Annotated in this window: 16 protein-coding genes; 14 read left to right on the top strand and 2 right to left on the bottom strand. The window is 65.4% G+C overall.

What is annotated here, in order from left to right:
- Positions 1 to 19: 19 nt before the first annotated feature.
- The gene (locus tag ISF28_RS17480) at positions 20 to 538 is read right to left on the bottom strand and encodes a hypothetical protein (protein ID WP_229519163.1); all 519 of its coding nucleotides are present in this window, start codon (positions 536 to 538) and stop codon (positions 20 to 22) included.
- Positions 539 to 666: 128 nt separating this feature from the next.
- On the opposite strand from ISF28_RS17480, the gene ISF28_RS17475 reads away from it, so the two are divergent.
- From ISF28_RS17475 to ISF28_RS17435, 9 genes are all read left to right on the top strand, one after another.
- Positions 667 to 1,002 (top strand): DUF1294 domain-containing protein, encoded by a 336-nt coding sequence (locus ISF28_RS17475; RefSeq protein ID WP_198118442.1) that lies wholly within the window; start codon positions 667 to 669, stop codon positions 1,000 to 1,002.
- 20 nt (positions 1,003 to 1,022) lie between these two features.
- The gene (gene ugpQ / locus ISF28_RS17470; RefSeq protein WP_198118441.1) at positions 1,023 to 1,775 is read left to right on the top strand and encodes a glycerophosphodiester phosphodiesterase; all 753 of its coding nucleotides are present in this window, start codon (positions 1,023 to 1,025) and stop codon (positions 1,773 to 1,775) included.
- 70 nt (positions 1,776 to 1,845) lie between these two features.
- The gene (locus ISF28_RS17465) at positions 1,846 to 3,507 is read left to right on the top strand and encodes a flagellinolysin (protein WP_198118440.1); all 1,662 of its coding nucleotides are present in this window, start codon (positions 1,846 to 1,848) and stop codon (positions 3,505 to 3,507) included.
- A gap of 231 nt (positions 3,508 to 3,738) precedes the next feature.
- A complete protein-coding gene (alaS, locus tag ISF28_RS17460; protein ID WP_198118439.1) occupies positions 3,739 to 6,354 on the top strand; it encodes an alanine--tRNA ligase in 2,616 nt (871 codons plus the stop codon).
- A 345-nt stretch (positions 6,355 to 6,699) separates the two neighbouring features.
- The gene (locus ISF28_RS17455) at positions 6,700 to 6,927 is read left to right on the top strand and encodes a sulfurtransferase TusA family protein (RefSeq protein ID WP_198118475.1); all 228 of its coding nucleotides are present in this window, start codon (positions 6,700 to 6,702) and stop codon (positions 6,925 to 6,927) included.
- A gap of 226 nt (positions 6,928 to 7,153) precedes the next feature.
- The gene (locus ISF28_RS17450) at positions 7,154 to 7,903 is read left to right on the top strand and encodes an electron transfer flavoprotein subunit beta/FixA family protein (protein ID WP_198118438.1); all 750 of its coding nucleotides are present in this window, start codon (positions 7,154 to 7,156) and stop codon (positions 7,901 to 7,903) included.
- A 15-nt stretch (positions 7,904 to 7,918) separates the two neighbouring features.
- Positions 7,919 to 8,851, top strand: coding sequence for an electron transfer flavoprotein subunit alpha/FixB family protein (locus ISF28_RS17445; protein ID WP_198118437.1), 933 nt, complete (start codon positions 7,919 to 7,921; stop codon positions 8,849 to 8,851).
- Positions 8,852 to 8,939: 88 nt separating this feature from the next.
- On the top strand, positions 8,940 to 10,730 hold the full coding sequence (locus ISF28_RS17440; protein ID WP_198118436.1) for an acyl-CoA dehydrogenase: 1,791 nt from the start codon (positions 8,940 to 8,942) through the stop codon (positions 10,728 to 10,730).
- Between the two features lie 172 nt (positions 10,731 to 10,902).
- Positions 10,903 to 11,631, top strand: coding sequence for a hypothetical protein (locus ISF28_RS17435; RefSeq protein ID WP_198118435.1), 729 nt, complete (start codon positions 10,903 to 10,905; stop codon positions 11,629 to 11,631).
- Positions 11,632 to 11,649: 18 nt separating this feature from the next.
- On the opposite strand, the gene ISF28_RS17430 is transcribed toward ISF28_RS17435, so the two are convergent.
- Positions 11,650 to 12,063 (bottom strand): NINE protein, encoded by a 414-nt coding sequence (locus tag ISF28_RS17430; protein ID WP_198118434.1) that lies wholly within the window; start codon positions 12,061 to 12,063, stop codon positions 11,650 to 11,652.
- Between the two features lie 205 nt (positions 12,064 to 12,268).
- Between ISF28_RS17430 and rpsP the strand changes: the two genes are divergently transcribed.
- The 5 genes from rpsP (at position 12,269) to ISF28_RS17405 (ending at position 15,075) form a co-directional block, all read left to right on the top strand.
- Positions 12,269 to 12,517 carry a 30S ribosomal protein S16 gene (gene rpsP, locus ISF28_RS17425; RefSeq protein ID WP_056440640.1) on the top strand — a complete coding sequence of 83 codons (249 nt, stop codon included), beginning with the start codon at positions 12,269 to 12,271 and terminating at the stop codon, positions 12,515 to 12,517.
- 37 nt (positions 12,518 to 12,554) lie between these two features.
- Positions 12,555 to 13,088 (top strand): ribosome maturation factor RimM, encoded by a 534-nt coding sequence (rimM, locus tag ISF28_RS17420; protein WP_198118433.1) that lies wholly within the window; start codon positions 12,555 to 12,557, stop codon positions 13,086 to 13,088.
- A 26-nt stretch (positions 13,089 to 13,114) separates the two neighbouring features.
- The gene (gene trmD / locus ISF28_RS17415; protein WP_198118432.1) at positions 13,115 to 13,876 is read left to right on the top strand and encodes a tRNA (guanosine(37)-N1)-methyltransferase TrmD; all 762 of its coding nucleotides are present in this window, start codon (positions 13,115 to 13,117) and stop codon (positions 13,874 to 13,876) included.
- Between the two features lie 90 nt (positions 13,877 to 13,966).
- The gene (gene rplS / locus ISF28_RS17410; protein ID WP_198118431.1) at positions 13,967 to 14,350 is read left to right on the top strand and encodes a 50S ribosomal protein L19; all 384 of its coding nucleotides are present in this window, start codon (positions 13,967 to 13,969) and stop codon (positions 14,348 to 14,350) included.
- Positions 14,351 to 14,409: 59 nt separating this feature from the next.
- Positions 14,410 to 15,075, top strand: a complete 666-nt coding sequence (locus ISF28_RS17405) for a CoA pyrophosphatase (RefSeq protein ID WP_198118430.1) — start codon at positions 14,410 to 14,412, stop codon at positions 15,073 to 15,075.
- The last annotated feature ends 14 nt before the right edge of the window (positions 15,076 to 15,089 follow it).

The following is a 15,089-nucleotide window of genomic DNA, read 5'->3' as shown; positions in this document are numbered from 1 at the left end:
GGATGGATGCTGGATGCGTTTAGTGGCGCTGCATGCCCTGCGCCATGTGGCCGAGGGCGATCGCCAGCGCGGCGCCGCCGATGGCCTTGACCAGGGTCGGGTGTTCGGCATAGAAGTCGCCCATGCGATCGACGATGCCAGGGTTCTGCTGTTCCGCCTTGGCGGCCAGTTCCTGCACCTGGTCCGGCGACACCCGGTTCGCCTGTTCCGGCGTCACGCGGGCCTGGTCGGCGCCCATCAGGTTGCCGAGCGCGCCGCCGGCGACGGACGAGAGCACGGACGGCCCCACGTTGGCCAGCAGATGGTTCAGCATGCCGGCGCGCTGGTCGGGATTGCTGTTGCTAAACAACTGGCTGACCATGTGCGAAAACGGCGGCGTCTGCTCCGAGCGCAGCGCCTGGGTCACGCCCTGCGCGACGGTGGCGCGCGGCACGCTCTGGGCCACGTGGTCGAAATCGCTCTCGGCCTGCGCCGGGTTGACGTTCGGATTGGCACCGCCCAGGTATTGCTGCAACAGATTGCCCAAATCAAAGCTCATGATGGTCTCCCGTGTTGACACGTCGAAGGAGGCAAGGGTAGGCGTTCGTGCGCAATCCCTCCGTACGTTCGCGAACGGACGGAGGGCATCTATAATCGTCTTGCTCGTAAAAAATACCAAGGCGACACATGACGTATCTGCCCCTGCTGCTGTTCCTGGCCCTGTATGCGTATGCCGCGCTGGCCCTCGGCCTGCCGTCCGCGGTGGGGCTGGCGTACCTGCTCGCCAGCGTCGCCTGCTTTGCGCTGTACGCGCGCGACAAGGCGGCGGCGCGGCGCGGCGACCGGCGCACGCCCGAGCGCGACTTGCTGTTGCTGGGCCTCGCCGGCGGCTGGCCCGGCGCCCTGCTGGCGCAACGATGGCTGCGCCACAAGACCGTCAAGCTGCCGTTCCGGCACCTGTTCTGGCTGACCGTCGGCGTCAACCTGGCCGGGTTCTGCGCGCTGGCGCGGACGCTGGCTTGAACATCTTACGAGGAGCAATCATGTGGCCGTATCCGAGAATCCTGGCACACCGCGGCGGCGGCACGCTTGCGCCGGAAAACACGCTGGCCGGCCTGCGGCGCGGCATGGCGGCGGGCTTTCGCGCCATCGAATTCGACGTCATGCTGGCCCGGGACGGCGTCCCCGTCGTGCTGCACGACCCGGACCTGGGCCGCACCGTGGCCGGGACGGGATCGGTGGCGGACATCGACGCGCGCGACCTCGCCGCGCGCGACGCGGGCGCGTGGTTCGGGCCGGACTACGCGGGCGAGCCGGTGCCGCTGTTCGTCGAGTTCGCGCAATTCTGCAAGGCGCACGGCGTGTGGATGAATATCGAGATCAAGCCGGTGCCCGGCCATGACGCGCAGACCGGCGCCGTCGTCGCGCGCCTGGCCGCCGCCCTGTTTGCCGACGAGCTCGCCGCAGGCAGGGTCGAGCGGGCGCCCTTGCTGTCCTCGTTCAGCGCGGCCGCGCTGGACGCGGCCCGGCACGCCGCGCCGGAGGTGCCGCGCGCCTGGCTGACGCCGTCGCTCCCGCCCGACTGGGAACGGCGCGCGCGGGCGCTGGACGTCGTCGCCATCCATACCGACCACAAACGGTTGACGGCGGCCCGGGCCGCCGCGGTGAAGGCGGCCGGCTTCGGCCTGTTCTGCTACACCGTCAACGCGCCGGACCGGGCGCGCACGCTGTTCGCCTGGGGCGTGGACGGGTTGTGCACGGACCGGATCGACCTCATCGGTCCCGCTTTCGCTTGATCTACAAATATTCCCTAAAGAAATGTAGTGTGTTGTCGTTAATGACATTCGGTTACCGGTTACGGTCCTTATGTCACTTTCGATCAACAATCAATCACTGTCCCTGTTTGCCCAGCGCAAGCTCGCGGAGCACACGAACGAGGCGAACAGCCTGATCGCGCGCCTGAGCTCGGGGGCGCGCATCGGCGGCGCCACCGACGATCCCGCCGGCCAGGCGCTGGCGGCGCGGATGTCGTCGCAGCTGACCGGGATGAGCGAGGCCATGCGCGGCCTCAACGACACCACGTCGATGCTCCAGGTGGCGGACACCACCTTGGCGACCATCACCGACCGGCTGCAGCGCCTGCGCGAACTGGCCGTGGCGTCCGGCAACGGGTCGTACACGGACCGCGACCGCAGCACCCTGCAGACGGAAGCGGACCAGATCCTCACCCAGATCACCCAGACGGGCAACGGCGCCTCGTTCAATGGCCAGACGATCTTTTTCCAGGCGACCGCGAACGGCAGCGAGGACAAGCAGAAGCGCGCCGTGCTGGACAGCCTCCGGGCCGGCTGGCTGAGTTCCGCCGAAGACATGGTCCAGCAATACTACGGCCTGCAGGCGGACGGCGTCACTCTGAAGATCAACCTCGACACGACGGACGGGAAGGGCGGCGTGCTCGCCTCGGTGTCGGGCTCGACGGCGGCGGACAGCGACGTCACCCTGAATATCGACATGGCGGATTTCAGCAACATCACCACGCCGGACGGCGGCACGGGTCCGCTGTACGACGACCGCGTCATTGCGCACGAGATGGTGCACGCGATCATGCTGCGCTCGACCAGCTTCAATTTTCCGCAATGGTTCACGGAAGGCACCGCCGAGCTGATCCAAGGCGCGGACGAGCGCGTGGCCGGCGCGCTGGCCGGCGGCCAGACGGCAAACGACATCGTCGGGACGATCGCGGGCGGCGGTTTCACGTACGAAGGCGGTTACGTCGCGTCGCGCTACCTGCACCAGCAATTGAAAAGCATGGGCGTCGACGGCGGCATGAAGGGCCTGATGACGTATCTGAGCGCGCACCGCACGGCCGACCTGGACACTGCCCTGAAGGCCGTCACGGGCGGGCAATACCAGGACACGGCGGCGTTCATGGCGGACTTCGCGGCCAATGGCGCCAGCTTCATCACGAACACGATGAACCTGACGGATGCCGACACGGGCGCCATCGGCGGCCTGGACGCGGACGGCGGGCCGTCGCGCGACGCCCAGGGCGTCGTCGCCGAATCCGGCGCCGGCACGCCGGACCGGCCGCTGCGCAACTTCAAGGTCGAGTATCCCGACATCGGCACGTCCGCCCCGTCCATGCGCCACGTGCAGGTCCAGGCCGGCGCCGATGCCGGCGACCTGATCGACATGCAGTTCTCGGCCGTGAACGCGAGCGCGCTGGGCCTGGCCGACCTGGACATGCACAACACGGCGGTGGCGCTGCTGCGGATCGACGACGCGCTCGCGTCGGTGAGCGAGCAGCGCACGCTGGTGGGCGCCTACAGCAACCGCATGGACGTCGTGACCAGCAATAACCAGACGTCGTCGATGAACCTGGAAGCGGCGCGCGGGCGCATCCAGGACGTCGATTATGCGGGCACCGCGGTCCGGCTGACGCGCACGCAGATCCTGCAGCAGGCGGCGTCGGCGATTCTCTCGCAGGCCAATGGGGAGCCGCGGGCGGTGCTGGCCTTGCTGCGTTGATTTGCATTTGGTGGGCTCGGGGAGCCCACCCTACGGCCTGCGTCAAACACGGGTGTCCACCCCACGGCCGTGTACTGGTAGGGTGGGCACGCCGTGCCCACCACGCATACCCGTGCCCGTTCCGGTTGTCGATCCTGCAACAGCCAATCTCGCAGATACGATTGACGGTCAACAGCTACGCTATAATCGATTTTCTTTATATAGCAAGCTGCATAAATCCGCCCCTACGACATGAAATCCACCGAAATACGCGAAAAGTTTCTCAAGTTCTTTGAGTCCAAAGGCCACACGATCGTCCGCTCCAGCCCGCTCGTGCCGGGCAACGACCCGACGATGTTGTTGACCAACAGCGGCATGGTGCAGTTCAAGGACGTGTTCCTGGGCCTGGATACGCGCCCGTACAAGCGCGCCACCACCGTGCAGCGCTGCGTGCGCGCCGGCGGCAAGCACAACGACCTGGAAAACGTCGGCTACACCGCGCGCCACCACACGTTCTTCGAAATGCTGGGCAACTTCAGCTTCGGCGACTATTTCAAGCGCGACGCCATCCACTTTGCCTGGGAACTGCTGACCAAGGTCTACAACCTGCCGGCGGACAAGCTGACCATCACCGTCTACTTCGAAGACGACGAGGCGTACGGCATCTGGGCCAACGAGATCGGCGTGCCGGCGGAGCGCATCATCCGCATCGGCGACAACAAGGGCGCGCGTTACGCATCGGACAACTTCTGGCAGATGGCCGACACCGGCCCGTGCGGCCCGTGTACGGAAATCTTCTACGACCACGGCCCCGAGATCTGGGGCGGCCCCCCGGGCTCGGCCGAGGAAGACGGCGACCGCTTCATCGAGATCTGGAACCTCGTGTTCATGCAGTTCAACCGCGACGAAGCCGGCGTCCTGACCCCGCTGCCGAAGCCGTCGATCGACACCGGCATGGGCCTGGAGCGCCTGGCCGCCGTGCTGCAGCACGTGCACTCGAACTACGAGATCGACCTGTTCCAGAACCTGATCCGCGCCGCCGCCCGCGAAACGGGCGCGACGGACCTGGCGAACAACTCGCTGAAAGTGATCGCCGACCACATCCGCGCGTCCAGCTTCATGATCGTCGACGGCATCATCCCGAGCAGCGAAGGTCACGGCTACGTCCTGCGCCGCATCATCCGCCGCGCGCTGCGCCATGGCCACAAGCTGGGCCAGACGAAGCCGTTCTTCTACAAGCTCGTGGCAGACCTGGACATCGAGATGGGCGCCGCATACCCGGAACTGCACGAAGCGAAAGAGCGCGTGATGCAGGTGCTGAAGGCCGAGGAAGAGCGCTTCGGCGAGACCCTCGAGCACGGCATGAAGATTCTCGAGGCGCAGCTGGCCAAGGATCCGCACAACCTGGACGGCGCCACCGCCTTCACGTTGTACGACACCTACGGCTTCCCGCTGGACCTGACGGCCGATATCTGCCGCGAGCGCGGCATCAAGCTGGACGAGGAAGGTTTTACTGCCGCCATGGAGCAGCAGAAGAAAACCGCCCGCGCCGCCGGCAAGTTCAAGATGGCCGCCAACGTCGAGTACTCGGGCGAGAAGACCAGGTTCGTCGGCTACGAATCGCTGGCGCACAACAGCCGCGTCGTCGCGCTGTACACGGCCGGCGCGCCGGTGCACGAGTTGAAAGCGGGCCAGGACGGCATCGTCGTGCTGGACACGACGCCGTTCTACGCCGAATCCGGCGGCCAGGTGGGCGACAAGGGCCTGCTGAAATCGCCGGGCGGCGTGTTCGAGGTGGAAGACACGCTGAAGATCCAGGCGGAAGTGTTCGGCCACCACGGCGTGCTGCAGTCGGGCTCGCTGAAAGTCGGCGACATGGTCGACGCGCAAGTCGATGAAGTGAAGCGCGCCCGCACCATCCGCAACCACTCGGCGACGCACCTGATGCACAAGGCGCTGCGCGAAGTGCTGGGCGGCCACGTGCAGCAGAAGGGTTCGCTGGTCGACCCGGACAAGACCCGCTTCGACTTCAGCCACAACGCGCCCTTGAGCGCCGAGGAAATCGCCCGGGTCGAGCAGATCGTCAATGCCGAGATCCTGCAGAACCACGCGACGAAGGCCCAGCACATGTCGATGGACGATGCGATCAAGCATGGCGCCATGGCCCTGTTCGGCGAGAAATACGGCGACACCGTGCGCGTGCTCGACATCGGCTCGTCGAAAGAGCTGTGCGGCGGCGTGCACGTGACGCGCACGGGCGACATCGGCCTGTTCAAGATCGTGTCCGAATCGGGCGTGGCCGCCGGCATCCGCCGCGTGGAAGCCGTGACGGGCGAGGGCGCCCTGGCGCTGGTGCAATCGATCAACCGCAAGCTGAACGAAGCGGCCGGCGTCCTCAAGACGAGCCCGGACGAGCTGCCGGCCCGCATCGGCCAGGTGCAGGACCAGGTCAAGTCGCTGGAGAAGGAAATCGCCGCGCTCAAGTCGAAGCTGGCTGCCGGCCAGGGCGACGAGCTGGTGACCAAGGCCATCGACGTGAACGGCATCAAGGTGCTGGCCGCCACGATGGAAGGCGCCGACGTCGCCGGCCTGCGCGAGACGATGGACAAGCTGAAGGACAAGCTCAAGACGGCCGCCATCGTGCTGGCTTCCGTCGTCGACGGCAAGGTCAGCCTGATCGCCGGCGTGACGCCGGACGCCACGGGCAAGGTCAAGGCGGGCGATCTCGTCAACTTCGTCGCCAAGCAGGTGGGCGGCAAGGGCGGCGGCCGTCCGGACATGGCCCAGGCCGGCGGTACGGATCCCGCTGCGCTGCCGCAGGCGCTGGCTGGCGTCGCGGGCTGGGTCGGCGAGCGCGTTTCCGCGTAACCGTTGTAACCGCCGCCATGATGGCGGCGGGTAGGGTGGACGGCTTTGCCGTCCATGCGTTCAACATGGGTCAACGTTGAGCCAAATCAAATCATGAGCTGGTTGAACGCGTGGCGTCATTGAGTCCGAGGACTCGATGACAATCCACCCACCCACATCCCTCCGTTTCGGTCATTCGCACCGAAACTCTATCTGCCTGTCAAGTAATTGCCGTTGTTACAACGCAACACGGATACCAAATTTTGGTGCGGCGCGTCATAATGGGCTAATTGGAGTACTATCGGGTCCATGCCCCTACCAACTAGCAGGCAATCGATGAGCGAAACCATAATCGACACCGGCACCATCGAGGTCCAGAAGGACCTGGATGCGCGTGGCTTGAACTGCCCGCTGCCGATCCTCAAGGCCAAGAAGGCACTCGCGGAACTGGCCAGCGGCGAGGTGCTGCGCATCGTCGCCACCGATACCGGTTCGGTACGCGACTTCCAGGCGTTCGCCAAGCAGACGGGCAATGCCCTGCTGGCGCATACCAGCGTCAACGGCGAATTCACGTTCTGGCTGCGCCGTAAGTAAGCACTGACTCTACGTCGAAGCGCCCGGCCCGCCGGGCAAGGCTATTCCACCAACGGCGACCCTGCCGGCTACTTTCCGAGCATCCGAACACGCACGAACCGACCGCGATTAGGGCTTTTACTCTAACCAAAAAACGCACGATCGTGCTTTAATTCTGACCTAAACGTCATTTGCTTTTATAATTCGGATCATTTTTAGTCTTTATTCCATTTTCCAAAGGCACACTATGAAAGTCCTGGTACCCGTCAAACGCGTGGTCGACTACAACGTCAAGGTCCGCGTCAAGTCCGACGGCAGTGGCGTCGATATCGCCAACGTCAAAATGTCGATGAACCCGTTCGACGAGATCGCGGTGGAAGAAGCCACGCGCCTGAAGGAAGCGGGCAAGGTCACCGAGATCGTTGCGGTGACCTGCGGCGTGGCCCAGGCCCAGGAAACCCTGCGTACCGCGATGGCGATCGGCGCCGACCGCGGCGTGCTGGTCGAGACCGGAGCCGAGATCGAGCCGCTGGGCGTGGCCAAGGTGCTGAAGGCCCTGGCCGTCGAAGAGCAGCCGCAACTGATCATCCTGGGCAAGCAGGCCATCGACGACGATTCGAACCAGACCGGCCAGATGCTGGCCGCGCTGCTGGGCTGGCCGCAAGCGACGTTCGCCTCGAAAGTCGTGCTGGAAGACGGCAAGGTCACCGTGACCCGCGAAGTGGACGGCGGCCTGGAAACCGTGCAGCTGACGCTGCCGGCCATCGTCACCACCGACCTGCGCCTGAACGAGCCTCGCTACGTCACGCTGCCGAACATCATGAAGGCCAAGAAAAAGCCGCTCACGACCGTCAAGCCGGAAGACCTGGGCGTCGACGTCACGCCGCGCCTGAAGACCGTCAAGGTCGCCGAGCCCGCGAAGCGTTCGGCCGGCGTCAAGGTGCCCGACGTGGCGACCCTGGTTGCGAAGCTGCGCACCGAAGCCAAAGTCATCTGAATATAAAGGAACATCATGGTCGCACTCGTCATTGCTGAACACGACAACGCCCACCTGAAGGCTGTCACCCTGAACACCGTCACCGCGGCCGCGCAATGCGGCGGCGACGTACACGTCCTCGTCGCCGGCAGCGGTTGCGGTGCCGTCGCCGAGCAAGCCGCGAAAGTCGCGGGCGTCGCGAAAGTGCTGGTCGCCGACGCGCCGCAATTCGCCGACGGCCTCGCCGAGAACGTCGCCGAGCAGATCCTGGCCGTCGCCGGTAGCTACTCGCACATCCTGGCCCCGGCCTCCGCCTTCGGCAAGAACGTGCTGCCGCGCGTGGCCGCCAAGCTGGACGTGGCCCAGATCTCGGAAATCACCAAGGTCGACTCGCCCGACACGTTCGAGCGTCCGATCTACGCCGGCAACGCCATCGCCACCGTGCAGTCGACGGACAAGGTGAAGGTCATCACCGTGCGCGGCACCGGCTTCGACGCCGCCGCGCTTGACGGCGGTTCGGCCGCCGTCGAGAGCATCGCCGCCGTCGCGGATTCGGGCAAGTCGGCCTTCGTCGGCCGCGAAGTGGCCAAGTCGGACCGTCCGGAACTGACCGGCGCCAAGGTCGTCGTCTCCGGCGGCCGCGGCATGGGCTCGGGCGAGAACTTCAAGATCCTGGAACCGCTGGCCGACAAGCTGGGCGCCGCCATGGGCGCGTCGCGCGCCGCCGTGGACGCCGGCTACGTGCCGAACGACTGGCAGGTCGGCCAGACCGGCAAGATCGTCGCGCCGCAGCTGTACATCGCCGTCGGCATCTCGGGCGCGATCCAGCACCTGGCCGGCATGAAGGATTCCAAGACCATCGTCGCCATCAACAAGGATCCGGAAGCGCCGATCTTCTCGGTGGCCGACTACGGCATCGTCGGCGACCTGTTCGAGGTCGTGCCGGCCCTGGTCAAGGAACTGGGCTAATCCACGTCGATCCCGGAAGGCGGGAACCCACCCGCCTTTTTTGCGGCCGACGATTGACGTTTACGTAAAGAGAAACTAGGAGACCGCGGTGACCTACAACGCCCCCCTGAAAGACATGCTGTTCGTGATCAACGAACTGGCCAACCTGTCCGAGATCAACCAACTGCCCGGCTGCGAAGACGCGACGCCCGACACCGTCGAAGCCGTGCTGGAAGAAAACGCGAAATTCTGCGGCGAGGTCGTCGCCCCGCTGAACCACCCGGGCGACAAGGAACCGAGCTTCTGGCATGACGGCCAGGTCACGACGTCGAAAGGTTTCAAGGAAGCGTTCCGCAGCTTCGCGGACGCCGGCTGGCAAGGCGTGCAGCATCCGGCCGAATTCGGCGGCCAGGGCCTGCCCAAGCTCGTCGCCACGCCGTGCATCGAGATGCTCAACAGCGCGAACATCGCGTTCGCGCTCGTCGGCCTCTTGACGGACGGCGCCATCGAAGCGCTCTTGACCGCCGGCAGCGACGCGCAGAAGACGCGCTTCATCGAGCCGCTGATCAGCGGCAAATGGACCGGCACGATGAACCTGACGGAGCCGCAGGCCGGTTCCGACCTCGCCGCCGTGCGCACCCGCGCCGTGCCGCAGGGCGACGGCACATACAAGGTCTTCGGCACCAAGATCTTCATCACGTACGGCGAGCACGACATGGCGGAGAACATCATCCACCTGGTGCTGGCGCGCACGCCGGACGCGCCCCCGGGCGTGAAGGGGATCTCGCTGTTCATCGTGCCGAAATTCTTCGTGAACGACGACGGCTCGCTGGGCGAGCGCAACGACGTGCACTGCGTGTCGATCGAGCACAAGCTGGGGATCAAGGCGAGTCCGACCGCCGTGCTGCAGTTCGGCGACCATGGCGGTGCCATCGGCACGCTCGTCGGCGAAGAGAACCGCGGCCTCGAATACATGTTCATCATGATGAACGCGGCCCGCTTCGGCGTGGGCATGCAGGGCGTCGGCCTGGCCGAACGCGCGTACCAGCAGGCCGTCGCGTTCGCGCAGGAGCGCGTGCAGTCGCGCGCCGTCGAAGGGTCCGCCGGTCCCGTCGCCATCATCAATCACCCGGACGTGCGCCGCATGCTGATGTCGATGCGCGCCCAGACGGAAGGCGCGCGCGCGCTCGCCTACGTCGGCGCCGGCCTGTCGGACCTGGCCCACAGCCATCCGGATGAAGCGACGCGCAAGGCCAACCTGGCGCTCTACGAATACCTCGTGCCGGTGATCAAGGGCTGGTCGACGGAGATGAGCGAGAACGTCGCGCGCGACGGCGTGCAGGTGCATGGCGGCATGGGCTTCATCGAGGAGACGGGCGCCGCCCAGCACTACCGCGACGCCAAGATCCTGACGATCTACGAAGGCACGACGGCCATCCAGGCCAACGACCTCGTCGGCCGCAAGACCGTGCGCGACGGCGGCGCCGTGGCGAAATCCGTCCTGGCCCAGGTGCGCGCGACCGAGGCGCAGCTGGCCGAGTCGCCGGATGCGGACCTGGCCGCGATCCGCATGCAGTTGGCGGCCGGCAGCGCGGCGCTGGAAGCCGTCGTCGACTACGTCGTGGCGAACGCGAAGTCCGACGTGCGCGCCGTGTTCGCGGGCAGCGTCCTGTATCTGAAACTGGCCGGCATCGTGCTGGGCGGCTGGCAGATGGCGCGCGCGGCCCTGGTCGCGCGCCAGAAGCTGGATGGCGGCACCGGCGACGCGGCGTTCTACCGCGCCAAGATCGGCACCGCGCGCTTCTTCGCCGATCATATCCTGGCGCAGGCGGATGGCCTGCGCCATGCGATCGTGGAGGGCAGCGCGGGCGTGCTGGCGCTGGATGTCGAGCAGTTCTGAGCGCGTCATGGCATAATTGCAAAGCGGCCTGCGTGCCGCTTTTTTTTCGTGCTGCAGCAGGCGATTTGTTGTGCGGTGCCGACCTGCGTCATGTGTTTGATGTCCGTCATGCGTAATGGGTAGGAGACGCTCCTAGAATCGATTCGTCGCATCCATCATCCAAGGAGCGCCCATGTTTTCCACGAAGGCTAGTCTGGTATTGCCGATCGCCGCGGCATGCGCCGTAATGAGTGCGCTGGTCGCCTGCGGCGGCGGCGGCGATTCCGCCCCCACGGTGGCCGCGAACGATCCGCCGGCGGCACCGAGCCCCACGCCGGCGCCGACGCCGGCACCGACGCCGGCACCGGCCCCCGACCCGGCGCCGCCTCCGCCCACCGATCCCGCGCCGCCGCCGGACATCGTGCTGGCGCCCACCTATACCGAGATTTCGGCCACCGTGACCTTCAGCCGGCCGCATTGGCCCGCCTGGAGCCATTCGGGAACGGCCATCGTCGACGGCGTCGGCTGCGCCAAGAACGAGAACTACCACGTCCACGCGCTGCTGTCGGTGTACCAGGACGGCGTGCGGCTCGCGTTGCCGGATTCGATCGGCCGCGGCAGCGGATGCGCGTACGAGATGCACACGCACGACGGTTCAGGCGTCATGCACATCGAAACGGACGTGCCGAAGGTCTTCACGCTGGGCCAGTTCTTCGCCCTGTGGGGGCAGCCTTTGAGCACCGCGTCCGTGGCCGGGCTGCCGGGCAAGCCGGCGTTCTACGTGGTCGACAAGGAAAAGGTCACGCGCTACACGGCCGACCCGTCCGCCATCACGCTGGACGCGCACCGCGAGATCGTCATCGTGACGGGCACGCCGCCCACGCAGGTGCCCCGGTATAACTGGAACACGAGCGGCTTGTGATGCCGGTGCGGCGCGCGGTCAGCCGTAGGCGCCGCCCGTATAGATCAGGTCGAACAGGCGCGAGATCGTGGCGATGAGGGTCGTCGTGCCCACCAGCATCGTGAGCACGACGAGCAGGATCACGAGCCAGTGCGATTGCGAGCGGCGGCCGGAGCCCGCGTTGTAGCGGGCGTCCCATTTCTCGTCCGGCATCAGGCCGAAGACCAGCGCTGCGACGAAGCCGGCCAGCCAGGACACGATGAGCGGCAGCAGGACGTAGAACGGATTGGGGGCATGCCCGAGTCCGTACACGAGGCCGGCCGCGGGAACGCTGCAGACGTGCAGCAGGCCGAGGCGGTCGGTGCTGCCCTTGAGATAGAAACGGTGTGCGCCGAGTCCGCCGAGCAAGAGGGCGAGGGCGGTGGCGAAGGTCTTGTTCTTGTGTTGCGGCATCGAATAAATGTTAAAAGGAAAGCCAACAGTATGGTCTAAAAGTGGGCTTCGGAGTGGCGGAGTGTCGTGAAATCGGCGATAATCTTGGATTCGGCTGGGACCGCATCCCAGCGTTCTTGGTTTTTATATAAACACGCTTGCTGACGGACGGTGTGACGCGCTATAATCGTCGGCTTTCTTCGTCCAGCTCACTTTTGGAAATATTATGGTCGTTATTCGTTTAGCTCGTGGTGGTGCCAAGAAGCGCCCGTTCTACAACATCGTTGCAACCGACTCGCGCAATCGCCGCGACGGCCGTTTCATTGAGCGCATCGGCTACTACAACCCGATGGCTTCGGGCAAGGAAGTCGGCCTGAACATCACCGCTGACCGTCTGTCGTACTGGCAAGGCGTGGGTGCACAACTGTCGCCGACGGTTGCTCGCCTGATCTCGTCGCAAAAGGCTGCTGCCTGATTCAAGGTTGTACGGTTTGACCGATTCGGCAGCACAAGTGGCCCCCGACGACCTGATCCAGGTCGGCTATATCACCGGCGCCTACGGGTTGCGCGGTGGTGTGCGCGTCACGCCGCATTCTCTGGATGCGGACGCGTTGCTGAACGTCAAAACCTGGTGGCTCGACAAGCCGTCGCTGCATGCCGTCGACGTGCGGAATGCGAAGTACCACAGCGGCGACGTGACGGCCACATTGGTCGACGTGACCGACCGCGACATGGCCGAGGCGCTCAAGGGCACCACGGTGCAGGTGTCGCGTGCGGACTTTCCGGAACTTCCGGACGACGAGTATTACTGGACCGACCTGATCGGCTTGGATACGGTCAACCTGCAGGGCGAAGCGCTCGGCAAGGTCACCGACATGATGCACAATGGCGCGCAGTCCATCCTGCGGATCGCGCCCGTGCCCGATCCGAACGCCGCTCCCGACGCGAAAGCGCCGGAGCGGCTGGTGCCGTTCGTGGACCAGTACGTCAAGACGGTCGACCTGCAAGCCGGACTGATTACCCTGGACTGGGGTCTGGATTATTGATCCCATCCGCCTGAAGCGAGGTCTCGATGCAGTTTGACGTCGTGAGCTTGTTTCCCGAAATGTTTGCCGCATTGACGCAGTCGGGCGTGACCCGGCGCGCGCACGAGCAGGGCTTGTGGAACCTGGCGATCTGGAATCCGCGCGATTTCACGCTGGACCGCCACCGCACCGTGGACGATCGCCCGTACGGCGGCGGTCCCGGCATGGTGATGCTGGCCAAGCCGCTCGAAGCGACGATCAACGCGGCGAAGCAGCGCCAGGTCGACATGGGGCTTCCCGCACCGCGGGTCGTGTTCATGTCGCCGCAAGGCAAACCGCTGACGCATGAACGTGTGATGGGCTTGAAGGATGAGCCCGGTCTCGTCGTGCTGTGCGGCCGCTACGAGGCGGTCGACCAGCGCCTGCTGGACCGCGTGGTCGACGAGGAAATTTCACTCGGCGATTTCGTGTTGTCCGGCGGCGAGTTGCCGGCGATGGCGCTGATGGATGCCGTGGTGCGGCAACTGCCCGGCGTGCTGGGCGATGACGCGTCGGCGGTCGAAGACAGTTTCGTCAACGGCCTGCTGGATTCGCCGCATTACACGCGTCCGGAAGTGTACGAAGGCGTGGCCGTGCCGCCCGTGCTGATGGGTGGCAACCACGCGGAAATCATGAAGTGGCGCCGCCGGCGTATGCTGGAGGCGACCGCGAAGAAACGGCCGGATCTGCTGGACAAGGCGCGTGGCGCCGGTCTGCTGACGAAGGCCGACGAGCAGTTTCTCGCAACCTTGGAAAAGGCGGCGGAATAAAGGCGGGCCCCGATATCGGGACACGCATGGTCAACCCCATCCTCTACCGGGCAACGAACGCGCCGGCAAGATGGTATAAGGAGTCTACAAATGGATCTGATCCAGCAACTCGAGCAAGAAGAGATTGCGCGCCTCGGCCGCAACATCCCTGATTTCGCACCGGGCGACACCGTGGTCGTCAGCGTCAACGTCGTCGAAGGCAACCGCAAGCGCGCCCAGGCATACGAAGGCGTCGTCATCTCGCGTCGCAACCGCGGCCTGAACTCGAACTTCATCGTTCGCAAGATCTCGTCGGGCGAAGGCGTGGAGCGTACGTTCCAGCTGTACTCGCCGCTGATCGCTTCGATCGAAGTGAAGCGTCGTGGTGACGTGCGTCGTGCGAAGCTGTACTACCTGCGCGAGCGTTCGGGCAAATCGGCACGTATCAAAGAGAAACTGCCGAACCGCAAAGCTGCTACCACTGCTGCGCAGTAATAGCGATTGTGGTAGGAAAAAGGCATCCATTTGGATGCCTTTTTCTTTTGGAGAAAGCCTTGGCAACATTGCACATCGATCCGAAGCGCCTGCCCGTCGACGCGATCGCCGGCGAGGCCGCCTTGCCGGAAGAGCGCCTGGACGCCGCCTGGCTGCGCCGGCGCCTCGCCCATCCGCCGCTGTGGGAGCCGGAACTGCCCGAGGACATGCGCCTGCGCTTCCCCGTGCTGCGGCGCGCGGCCGTCCTGATCCCCATCGTGCGCCGGTCCGAAGGCTTGACCGTGCTGTTGACCCAGCGCACCGAACACCTGACGAACCATGCGGGCCAGGTCAGCTTTCCCGGCGGCCGCGCCGAAGAAGACGATTCCTCCCCCATCGAAACGGCCCTGCGCGAAACGCAGGAAGAGATCGGCCTCATGCGCCGCCACGTGGAAATCGTCGGCGTGTTGCCCGACCACGTCACGGCGTCGGCCTACGTCGTCACGCCCGTGGTGGGCCTCGTCACGCCGCCGTTCGACCTCACGGCCGAGTCGAACGAAGTGGCCGCCATTTTCGAAGTGCCCTTGCGATTCCTGATGGATGGCATGAACCATCAGCGCATGTCGTTCGAACTGCCCGACGGCGGCGGCCGGCGCAGTTTTTATGCGATGCCTTACGAACGCTTCTTCATCTGGGGTGCCACGGCGGGTATGTTACGTAATCTGTTTCATTTGTTACGCGCCTGAAGGGGCATGGACTC

Source organism: Massilia rhizosphaerae (assembly GCF_016093545.1).
GTDB lineage: Bacteria > Pseudomonadota > Gammaproteobacteria > Burkholderiales > Burkholderiaceae_D > Telluria > Telluria rhizosphaerae.
The sequence above is the reverse complement of the archived record's forward strand: the minus strand, read 5'-3'. Positions and strand labels throughout refer to the sequence as shown.